Here is an 11,261-nt window from a genome sequence, read left to right on the forward strand (position 1 = left end):
TCGTTGAAATTTAAAATTCCATCTTTTACGCGGTAGCTACCTTCCGTGCTCATATCCGTAACTACGACGAAGCGCTGCTTATCTACAGTTACGACGAGCTCTTTTGTGCTGCCTGCAAAATCTATGTCATTCAAAAAGAGCTTAGTTATATTATCGTCTAGATCTTGGATGCCATTTTTAAAGTTTGCCTCATAGATAAGATCCTTCACATCAAGACCCGAATCCTTGCCGTCGTCTATAAAAATTTCACCGATTTTAAAGCCCAAGGCTTTTATCGTTTTGCCGCTCATATCGCTCGTGCCGTTTAGGCTAAGGCCTGCAAGACGTCCTATTTCGCCATCTTCGAGCACATTTATATCGGCTAGCTTTGCGCTAAATTTAACCTCTGTAGGTCCGTAGTTTAGATGCGTGCTAAGCGGCGCGTCAGTCTTAAACAGCTTCTTGCAAGGCTCTGCGTAATATGGCGTCTTAATCGTTAAAATTCCGTCGCTCTCAAATCCATCCGCAGCGTTTTTTACGCTATGCTTGATAGTGTAGTCATAGCGAAAAGCAAAATCTTCCGGGAAAATTTTAGCAGGATCCGGCTCGTCCGTATCGTTGCTATCTTGCGCGCCTGCTTTTTCCTTTAGCTTGCTAAAGCCTTCAGCAAGGCTTTTTTGTAGTTTCTCTTTTTTTACTACGCCTTCGATAAAGCCGCTTGAGTTGCTATCTCCCGGATAAAATTTAGCGCTCTTAGTCTCGAAAATTTCGTTTCTAGCGATAAATTCCGCAATCTGTTGCTCAATCGCCGCGCTGGCACTCTTGCCGACCGCACCGTCAACCGTTTTGGTTATGCTATCGTTTACACTTTTAGCTACGCCAGTTTTTGCGTCCTTCGTCGCTACAAAAACGCCCACTATAAGCGCTACGATGACCACTAAAGCCGCGATGATTTTTTTCATCATCTCTCCTTTAAATTTAAAATTTATTTGGGTGTGTATTTTGCCGTAAATTTCTAAAATTTTCAAATTCTAGCTTAGTGTGCTTTAACCTAAAAGAAGTTATAATCGCGGCATTAATATCAAAATTTAGGAAAACTTATGGCAAAACAAACGAAATATATTTTCGTCACCGGCGGAGTGCTGAGCTCGCTGGGTAAGGGCATTGCGGCGGCGTCGATCGCGACGCTTTTAAAACATGCGGGGCTTAAAGTGCGCATATTAAAGGCGGATCCATATATCAACGTCGATCCGGGCACCATGAGCCCGCTGGAGCACGGAGAGGTTTTTGTCACCGACGACGGCGCGGAGACTGACCTGGATTTGGGGCACTACGAGCGGTTCTTGGATGAAAATTTAAGCCAAGACAACAACTTCACCACGGGCAAAGTTTACAGCTCCGTCATCGAAAAGGAGCGCAGGGGCGATTATCTGGGCAAGACGATACAGGTGATCCCTCACATCGTAGGCGAGATCGTGCGCCGCATAAAAAAGGCGGGCGAGGGCAACGACGTGCTGATCGTCGAGATCGGCGGCACCGTGGGCGACATCGAGGGGCTACCGTTTTTAGAGGCGATTCGCGCGATGAGAGTGGAGCTTGGCAGAGTAAATACGATGAATATCCACCTCACGCTCGTGCCTTTCATCAAAGTAGCGGGCGAGCTCAAAACCAAGCCCACGCAGCACAGTGTAGGCGAGCTGCGCCGCATCGGTATCAGCCCCGATATGATAATCTGCCGCTCTGAAATGCCGCTAAATCGCGCGCTGAAAGATAAGATCGCGCTAAGCTGCGGCGTGGATAAAAACTGCGTCATCGAAAGCCCCGATAGCGCGAGCATCTATCAGATCCCGCTTGCATTTTTGAAGCAGGATATTTTAACGCCGATCGCGGAGACTCTAAACTTAAATAAGCTCGAAGTCGATATGAGCAACTGGGACAGCCTCGTTAAGCGCGTCATCGTGCCTACGAACGAAACCACGATCGCCTTCGTCGGCAAATATATCGATCTGAAAGAAAGCTATAAATCCCTCACCGAGGGGATCATCCACGCGGGCGCTACGCTTGATACGCGGATAAACTTAAAGTGGGTAGATAGTGAAAAAATTGAAGCGAGCAATGTGGATGAAATTTTCCGCGACGTAAACGGAATTTTGGTTGCGGGCGGCTTCGGCTCGCGCGGGATAGAGGGTAAAATTTTAGCCATAAACTACGCGCGGGTGCATAAGGTGCCGTTTTTGGGCATCTGCCTGGGGATGCAGCTTGCGATGGTGGAGTTTGCGCGCAATGTCTTAAAACTGAAAAACGCCAACTCCTCGGAATTTGACCCGCAGACCGAAGATCCGGTGATCTACCTCATCGACAGCTTCATCGACGCAAGCGGCAAAAAGCAGATCCGCACGCATAAATCTCCTATGGGCGGCACTATGCGGCTGGGCGGCTATGACTGCGACGTCAAAAAAGGCTCGCTTTTGGGTAAAATTTACGGCGAACAAAAAACCATCCGCGAGCGCCACCGCCACCGCTACGAAGCCAATCCGAAGTACCGCGCCGAGTTTGAAAAACACGGGCTTATCGTCTGCGGCGAGAGCGACGGGCTTATCGAAGCGGTCGAGCTAAAAAACCATCCGTTTTTTCTGGGCGTGCAGTTTCACCCGGAATTTACCAGCCGTCTAGTGCGCCCAAATCCCGCTATTTTGGGCTTTATCGAAGCATCTATAAAAAATGCTAGGTAAAAATGAGATAAGGGAAATTCTAAAATCGAGATTTGCGAACGATCGGCATACTAAAATTTCTGAAATTCCCTTACCTTGCGAGCTGAAGGATACCTATAAGGCGGCTTTGCGCATAAAAACTGCCATCGAAGAAAACCAGCGCATAGCCGTAGTCGGCGATTACGACGTCGACGGTATCGTAAGCACCGTCATAATGAGCGATTTTTTCAATCAAATAGGCGCGGATTACGTTATTAAGATCCCAAACCGCTTCACTGACGGATATGGGCTAAACAGCGAGATCATAGGCGAGCTTGAGGATGTGGATCTCATTATCACCGTAGATAACGGCACCTCCGCGACGGAAGCTGCCGAAATTTGCGCTCAAAAGGGGATCGATCTCATCATCACCGATCATCATATGCCTCCGCCCGTGCTGCCTAGAGCTTATGCGATAATCAATCCGAAGCAGCCCGATTGCACCTTTCCAAATATCGAAATTTGCGGCGCGCAGGTGGCCTGGTATCTCGTAGGCGCGCTAAAAGAAACCCTCGGCGTGAACTACGATATGGCAAGCTCTATGGATATCCTCATCATCGCCATAATCGCCGATATGATGGAGCTGCGCGATATGAACCGCGCGCTTTTGCGTTTCGGCATCAAGCGGCTAAATAGCTCGAACCGCGCCTGCTTCAAGGCGATTAAGGAGCATTATTTTAAAAAGCACTTCGAATTTGATGATATCAGCTACACGATCGCGCCGCTTATCAACTGCACGGGGCGGATGGACGATGCGACGATGTCGTATAACTTCCTATGCGCCAAAAATATCAGAGAGGCAAACCACTACCTAGAGACGATAAATTCCATCAACAACTCGCGCAAAGAGGAGGAGAAAAACCTCTACGACGAGATCGTAAAAAGCGTCGATCCGAGCGACAACGTCATCGTCGTGTGGGGCCCGCAGTGGCACGAAGGCATCATCGGCATCGTCGCAAGCCGCCTAAGCAAGACCTACAAAAAGCCCGCGATCGTCTTTAGCGTAAGCGACTCTCGCGCCAAAGGAAGCGCGCGCAGCATCGGTAAATTTGACATTTTAGAGCTGATCTCTTCGCAAAGCGAAATTTTAACGACCTTCGGCGGACACAAGGGCGCTGCGGGCGTGGGGATCGATCCTGAGCTACTTCAGGAGTTTAAGCGGCGCGTAAATGAGCGTATAACACCCAAGGATCTGAGCGATTTTAGCGCGCAAGACGATCTGCTGGGCGAGCTGGACGCGTCGCAGATAGACTTCGAGCTGCTTGAAATTTTAGAATTTTACGAGCCGTACGGGCAGAAAAATCCGCGCCCGCTCTTTTGTATCAAAGGCGCGCGCGCCCGCAATATCAGAGAGATCGGCAAGGAGGGCAAGCATATCAAAATGGCGCTTGATAAAAACGGCGGCAGCGTCGAGGCGCTGTTTTTCAACTACGACTTTTTGCCGCGCGCCGGCGAGCGGGTGGACGCGATCTTTACGATTAGCAAAAACAACTTCCGCGGCACGATCACGCCCGAGCTCATCATCAAAGAACTTACCCCGAGCGAGAGCTAGCTTCTCTGCGAAGCGGCTTTCGGCGGGAGGTACGGGTTAAATTTAGCGAGAAGAGAGTAAATTTGCTTGCTCTTGCGCGTTTGCGATCTTACGTCGCGGCGGCACATTTGGAAATTTAAAATTTAAAATTTAGGCTCACGGAGCACGTTAAATATGGTGCAAAATTTTAAAATTTACCTCACGTAATCGCGGCAGGCGGCGGATAAGTCGCGGTATTTTCGGATTTTAGAATTTCCTGCGCTGCGCTTGAAACATCGCGGTTGCAAAATCTTAAAACAACGTTCGGGCACTTGGGGATAAAAAGTCGCGAAATATTTGGAATTTGCGATAAATTTACGCTGCGCGGCACGCATTCAGATGTGATAGCGCGCCGTTGCTTAAATTTTACAATTCAGTCTTTGCGTAAATCGCCGTATATTTATGCCGCAAATCAGCCGCACGGCATCGATAAATTTAGGTGGCTCGTGAAATTTCACGGCGCACGCTCTGCCGAGATAATCCACAGGCGCGCATATTTGGCGCCTGTATTGCAAATTTTGTAATTCGCATTCGCCTCCAAATTTAAAAAGGTGCGCGAATTAAGGTAAAATTCACGCACCGCCGCTTCATACGATCGCCCAACAAAGACGTTTCGCAAATCGGGCTAAATTTTAAAATTTGACCCGCCCTTAAACTTATAGGCTAAAAAACCACCACTAAAAACCACTTAAACGGCACCGGCGCGAAGATCGCGTGCGGCAAGCCCGCAGGCATGACGATGCTTTGCCCCGCTTTTACGCGGTGCTTCTGCCCGTCGATCGTGAAATCGCCCTCGCCCTCAAGCACGTAAACGAACGCGTCGCCGTCGGATTTGTGCGAGCTGATCTCCTCGCCGCCGTCGAAGGCGAAAAGGGTCATATTCAGTGCAGGATTTTGCGCGAGGGTGCGCGAAATCACCTTATGAGGGGCCACTTCGACTAGCGAAGCAAGCTCTACGGCCTTGGCGGCGTCGATATTTTTGATATGTTGCATAAGCTCTCCTTGAAATGAAATTTGATCGATTGTAGCTAAAATTTAGCAAGCCCGCTTTGATGAGCATCAATCCGGATCCGCGCTGAAAGGATTTTTCAGAAAGATCGGGATGAAATTTATCAGATATAGCGCGACCGCGGCGATGAAAAGCGCCGAGGGGATCATCACGTATAAAACAAAGCTCTCGCCCGCAAAAACGGCTCTTAAACCTCCCGCGAGTAGAGCCAAAACGAGCGCCGCGCGGCTTAGGCGCGGGAAGTTTAGCGGCGAAATTCCGCTGTGGCGCTGTCCGGCGATCATCCCTACGAAAAGTATCGCTCCATACATATAGCAGATCGCGATGACGTGCAGCGGCGCGGCAGCGTACCCCCCGCGGATCAGCTCCCAGCCCAGCCACGCATAGCCCGCCGCGCACGCAGCCTGCAACGCGTAGTAAAACGCCATATAGTGGCGGCTTAGAATTTCGGCGTAGTGCAGTTCGCGAAGCTTCGCCAAAAACAAAAACCCGATACCAAGCGCGATAAATCCGCATGCCGCCTCGCTTAAAAAGGGCGTTGCGAGCGCCAAAGCGAAGGCGAGGAAAGCGGCTAAATTTTTGTAGATAAAATTTGGAATAAAAACGGCGTCCTTCAGCCCGCCCTCTCTTAGCGCTTCGTTGCCGATGACGACGCTTATGCGGTAGCTTACGACGGCGATTGCCGCGACGTTGATATGCACGAAGCTAAGCAAAAACTTCTCATCTCCGCTCGCGCCATAGGCCGCAGAGCAGGCGCAAAACGCCGCAAGGACCGCCAGGATGCTAAAATTATTCGAGTTTTTATCTAGCCACAAAAGCCATGCCGCAAAGATGAAAAATACCGCCCAAAACAGCGCCGTAATCGCAGCCGCAAGCCGTAAATTTAAAAAGCTCGCGATAAAAGCCGCGATCAGGCAGGCGGCAAAGGCGAGCGAGACGGGCTTTAGCGAGCCCTCGAAGTTCGTCCAATCGGGCAGCGCGGTAAGCAAAAACGCCGCGTAGATGCACGAAGGCGCCAAAAACAGAAAGTAAAACTTATGAGCGCTCACATAATCGATCGCCAGTGCATCGGGTGCTAAAAAGCTAAGCGCGCCCAGCGCCGCAAAAAAGCAGGCGCAAAGAACGAAAGCGCGCATCGGATGGGAGAAAAAATTCCTCGCGCGCTCATCTTTAAATTTAGGCGCGTAAAAGCCCAGCTCTTCGCGCTTTCCTGCAGAGTTCGGCTCCGCTTGATTATCCTGCGTGGAATTAGCCTTAAAATTCCGATCGGAATTTTTAGAGCTCTGCGAAAAGTTCTGAACAGAATTTGGTTCGGCATGGCTTTGCGCGAAACTGGATTTAAAATTTTGACTTTGATCGGAATTCTTGGCGCTTTGTAAGAAGCTTAGCGGTAAATTTTGCTCGGAATTTTTAATGCTCTGCGAGAAGCCCAGCTCGGAATTTGACTCAGCGCTTCTGCCGCTTTGTGAGAAGCCATGAGTGGAATTTTGATTTTTGAAACTTTGCACGGGCTCCGCTTCCAAGCTGCGAGCGGAATTTTTGAAATTTCGCGTAGAAATTCCGCCTGAATTTTTAAAATAATCTGCGCCAAATTCACAACGCAGACGGGCGTCTGGGTTCGCACCAAATCTGCAATGCGGGCAGGCGGTACGAGCAGGGCGATCGGATACGCGCTGCAAAGGATCGCTCGCGTTAAGGCTGAGCCGTGAGCTGGGACTCTCGCTAGAGCCGCGGTATGTATCGCCGCATAATAGCGCCGAATTTCGCGCAGCAAAACCGCAGTATGCTACGCCGTTCAAGAGCACGCTCACGCTATAATCGCAGTTCGCACGGCTACGCAGTTCGTATTTCGGTACGGCAAAACCACGGCGCCCGATGTCCTGCGAAAGGCTATATCCGCTTACGCTAAGATCGCAGCGCCCGATGTCCCGAAAGATCCTGTCTATGCAAGCAACGAAATCATAACATTTAGCATCTCGCAAGAGCCTGTGTCCGCCCGCGCCGACATCGCGGCATCTAATACTTCGTAAGAGCCCGTGTCTGCGTATGCCTAGATCGTCGCATCTAGCGCCCGGCAAATGTCCGTGTTCGTACGCGCTCAGAGCACACTGTGCGCCAAAGCCCCGCTTGCTCGCGCCTAGGCCGCAACGTAAGTTTAAATTTCGTGCGGAGCCTCCCTGCTTGCGCGCATTAAAGATAAAATTTCTACTCATAATAGCTCACTCCCCCGAACTGCTCGCTTACCACACGCTCTTCGTACCGCTCGTCGCGCGCGCTTAGCGGCTCATCTAGGCTCACGACGCGTCTAAGCCCCATCCCTTTGGGCTCGAGCTCGATGATCTCGTGGCTTAGGCGTGCGGCTTCGAAGCGGTCGTGGGTCACCAAAAGGCAGGCAAGCCCCTCGCGCTCGATCTTTGAGACTAAAATTTCGATCAGCACGCCGCGTAGATCGCGATCCAGACCTACAAACGGCTCATCAAGCAGCGCTAGATCGCAGCCGCTAAGGATCGTGCGCAAAAACGCCGTGCGCTTTTGCATGCCGCCGCTTAGCTCGCGCGGGAATTTATTCAGATCGCTCGGGCTTAGCCCGATCTTCGCGGCGAGGGCGTAAATTTCGCTCACGCGGGAGGGGCTAAAAATTTCGATATTTTTAAGCGCCGTGAGGTTCGGTAGCAGGCGATTTTCTTGAAACAAAAAACTGATTTTTTTAAAGCCGTTTTCGATCTGCCCGCTTTTTTTATCCTCCAGCCCGCAGACCAGCCGTAAAAGCGAGGTCTTGCCGCAGCCGCTGGGGCCAAAAAGCGTCTTTACTTCGCCTGCGCGCAGCTGCAAAGAAAAATCTGAAATTATAACGTCGCGCAGAATTTCGTAGCGCAGATTTGAAATTTTTAGCATCATCTGCTCCACGGCATCAGTAAAATTTGAAGCGGCTTGGTCACGAGATAATCGAAAAGCGCCGTAAAGGCTATGACTAGGCATACATACGCCATGACCTCGACCGTATCGATATTGACGCGCGCTTCGGCTATCTTTGCGCCGATGCCGTCGTTCGCGCCCAAAAGCTCCGCCATCACAAGCACCTTCGCGCCGTTGCTGACTGCGACGTAGATCGCAGGGAGCAGCCGCTCGATTAGATGCGGCGCGTAGAGGTAGCGCAGTTTTTTTAAAATTGAGCTTTTGTAGCTGTCAAAAAGCTCGGTGTATTCGGCGCTCACGCTAGCCATCGCCTGCGCCGCGGACGCAAAAGTCATCGGCGCGACGACGATAACGACGGTAAAAAGCACGCTTGTATCGCCGAAATGAAACCAAAATATCGCAAGCACGATCCAAACGATGGGCGGCGTCGAAAGAAGCACGGTAATTAGCGGGTTTAAAAAGGCTCGCAGGCTTTTGAAATACCCGGCCGCAAGCCCGCTGCAAATCCCTGCAAAAAGCGCGAGAAAGGTGCCCGCAAGCGCGCGCTTAAGCGACAAGGCTAGATCGTTTGCGGCGAAATTTTTTAAAATTTCGCACGCCTTAGAAAAAACAGCCGCGGGTTCGGGCAGGATTAGCGGCCCGTAGGCCTCGCTCGCCACCTGCCAGGCGGCTATGAAAAAGCACACCGCCCCTAGGCTCGCAAAGCCGCCCCACAGATAGTCTATGACGTAAAACGCCGGGTTTTGAGCTTTGCGAATTTTATCGATTTTTAGCATAGAAAAAACTCGTCCTTAGGCATTGCGCCGCCGATGAGCTTAGGGTTAAATTCCATTAAAATTTCATAAAATTTCAAAAGCTCGTCCTTGATCTCGCTAGGTTTTTTGACGCACAAATTCGACGTATCGATGCTCATAAATATCGCAGGCGGCGGCGCAGGAAAGAAATTCGTCCCGATCGCCGCGGCGCTTTGTTTGTTCGCTTTGATCCACGCAAGCGCGTCTGCCAGATCGGCATTTAAAATTTCAAAATCCGCCTTTTTCGCGGCGTAAAAATCGGTATCAGCGATGATGCCAGCCTGCGGGATGATGGGCTTTACCGAAAACGCCTGCGCCCACATATTGCTTAAATTTGCTCCTCGTTGCACGGCGATGCCCGATACTTTGCCCTTTAAGATCATAGCGCTTGCTAGCGGCTCTACAGTGATCGCGACGTCGTAGTCCTTGGCCAAAAACAGCTGCGCACTCTCTGCGGGGCTGGCGGTGTAGTCGATGTTTAGCCCACTAATGCCCTGCTTTTTCGCTATAGCTCGCACGATGATGTCTAGCATATCGTTTTTAAAAGGCATTACGATCTTTTTGCCCTTCAGCTGCGCAAATTCCGTTATCTTCTCGCCCTTGCTCATCACGAAATTTAGCCCCTCGGTGAGGATATTTACCATGCCGATCTTGCGCCCCTGATTTGCGAGGTTCACCCCTACATTGCTAGGGCTCATCATGACCTTGTACTCGCCGTTTGCCACGCCTGCGCGCAGCTGATCGGGATCGCGCCAAAGCTCAAGCTTGGCGTCGTATTTTTTGCCGATCTGTCCCTGCATGCATGCAACGCCGATGATGAGGCTAGGCATCGCGGGCGCGCCGTAAATAGTAAAAGTCTCCTTTGCAAAAAGAGGGCTAGCAAGCCCGCTAGCCGCCAACGCGGACGTTAGTTTTAAGAAATTTCTTCTTTGCATATTCTCCTCTTTTCATTCCTGCCAAACGGCAAGATTTTGATAATCGATGTGCAATTATATCAAAAACAGGAGCGATTCGGTTTGATTAAGCTCAATAGTCCGGCTTTAAATTTTAACGCGCTAAAATTTAAAACGCCCGCAGCGATAAAATTTTATGCTAAAATGGAGAAAATTTCAATCCAAGGACAAAAAATGAGAAGCGACATCATCAAAAAAGGCTATACGCGCGCGCCGCACAGAAGCTTGCTAAGAGCGACCGGACTAAAGGACGAGGACTTTGAAAAACCCTTTATAGGCGTGGCAAATAGCTTCATAGAGATCATTCCGGGGCATTTTTTTCTCAACAAATACTCCGAAATTTTAAAAGACGAGATCCGCAAAAACGGTTGCGTGCCATTTGAGTTTAACTGCATCGGCGTGGACGACGGCATCGCTATGGGGCATGCCGGGATGCTTTATAGCCTGCCTAGCCGCGAGCTGATCGCAAATTCGATCGAAACGGTGATGAACGCGCATGCCCTGGACGCTCTCGTTTGCATGCCAAACTGCGATAAAATCGTGCCGGGCATGGTTATGGGCGCGCTTCGCGTGAACGTGCCGACGGTTTTTGTTAGCGGCGGCCCGATGAAAAAGGGCTACACCAAAAAAGGCGAGCCGATCGACCTATCCACGGCGTTTGAGGCGGTGGGGAAATTTGAAACCAAAGAGATCAGCGCCGAGGAGCTAAAAGAGATCGAGTGCAAAGCCTGTCCAAGCGGCGGCAGCTGCTCGGGGATGTTTACAGCAAACTCGATGAATACGCTGTGCGAAGCGATGGGTATCGCGCTAAAAGGTAACGGCACCGTACCCGCGCTTACGCCAGAGCGCGAGGAGCTCATCAGGCAGGCAGGGCGACGAATTTGCCAAATCGCGCTGGATGAAAAATACAAAATCCGCAACATCGTGAACGAAAAATCTATCCAAAACGCCCTCGTAGTCGATATGGCGATGGGCGGCAGCAGCAACACCGTGCTGCACATCCTAGCTATCGCGCGCGAAGCGGGAGTAAATTTGCAAATCGCAAGTCTAAACGACATCAGCCGCAAGATCGCTCATATCGCTAAAATCAGCCCGAGCTTGCCAAATATCCACATGGAGGACATCGACCGCGCGGGCGGTTTAAGCGCCGTGATAAATGAAATTTCGCGCCGCGATAACGGGCTGCTAGGGCTAGACGCGCTAACGGTCACGGGCGAGAGCCTAGGCGAGCGCGTCGGAGCTAGCGTTATAAAAGACGAATCAGTCATCCGTAAGGTCGAAAACGCCTAC

General features: G+C 50.8%; 9 protein-coding genes. 3 read left to right on the forward strand and 6 right to left on the reverse strand.

Annotated elements, in window-relative coordinates; translation table 11 throughout:
* Positions 1-941, reverse strand: a 941-nt coding sequence (locus tag Q0614_RS05870) for a hypothetical protein (protein ID WP_298787214.1), incomplete at its 3' end; no start/stop codon positions are given.
* 138 nt (positions 942-1,079) lie between these two features.
* Here Q0614_RS05870 and Q0614_RS05875 point away from each other — a divergent pair.
* Entirely contained in the window at positions 1,080-2,711 is a 1,632-nt protein-coding gene (locus tag Q0614_RS05875) for a CTP synthase (RefSeq protein WP_298787216.1), read from the forward strand.
* Positions 2,701-4,281: a single-stranded-DNA-specific exonuclease RecJ gene (recJ, locus tag Q0614_RS05880; RefSeq protein WP_298787218.1), complete on the forward strand. Its 1,581-nt coding sequence runs from the start codon at positions 2,701-2,703 to the stop codon at positions 4,279-4,281. Before Q0614_RS05875 ends, recJ begins: the two co-directional genes overlap by 11 nt.
* Before the next feature lie 681 nt (positions 4,282-4,962).
* Here the strand turns inward: recJ and Q0614_RS05885 are convergent.
* The 5 genes from Q0614_RS05885 to Q0614_RS05905 all read right to left on the reverse strand — a co-directional run bounded on the left by Q0614_RS05885 (position 4,963) and on the right by Q0614_RS05905 (position 9,953).
* Entirely contained in the window at positions 4,963-5,292 is a 330-nt protein-coding gene (locus Q0614_RS05885) for a cupin domain-containing protein (protein WP_297990394.1), read from the reverse strand.
* 66 nt (positions 5,293-5,358) lie between these two features.
* Complete coding sequence (locus tag Q0614_RS05890; protein ID WP_298787220.1) at positions 5,359-7,521, reverse strand: NnrS family protein; 2,163 nt, start codon at positions 7,519-7,521, stop codon at positions 5,359-5,361.
* A complete protein-coding gene (locus tag Q0614_RS05895; RefSeq protein ID WP_298787222.1) occupies positions 7,514-8,203 on the reverse strand; it encodes an ATP-binding cassette domain-containing protein in 690 nt (229 codons plus the stop codon). Before Q0614_RS05895 ends, Q0614_RS05890 begins: the two co-directional genes overlap by 8 nt.
* Positions 8,203-9,000, reverse strand: coding sequence for an ABC transporter permease subunit (locus Q0614_RS05900; RefSeq protein WP_298787224.1), 798 nt, complete (start codon positions 8,998-9,000; stop codon positions 8,203-8,205). The genes Q0614_RS05895 and Q0614_RS05900 overlap by 1 nt, the downstream gene beginning before the upstream one ends.
* Positions 8,994-9,953 (reverse strand): ABC transporter substrate-binding protein, encoded by a 960-nt coding sequence (locus tag Q0614_RS05905; RefSeq protein ID WP_298787226.1) that lies wholly within the window; start codon positions 9,951-9,953, stop codon positions 8,994-8,996. The genes Q0614_RS05900 and Q0614_RS05905 overlap by 7 nt, the downstream gene beginning before the upstream one ends.
* Before the next feature lie 192 nt (positions 9,954-10,145).
* On the opposite strand from Q0614_RS05905, the gene Q0614_RS05910 reads away from it, so the two are divergent.
* On the forward strand, positions 10,146-11,261 hold a 1,116-nt coding region (locus Q0614_RS05910; RefSeq protein WP_298787227.1), incomplete at its 3' end, for a dihydroxy-acid dehydratase.

The organism is uncultured Campylobacter sp., from assembly GCF_937997595.1.
In the GTDB taxonomy this organism is placed as follows: domain Bacteria; phylum Campylobacterota; class Campylobacteria; order Campylobacterales; family Campylobacteraceae; genus Campylobacter_B.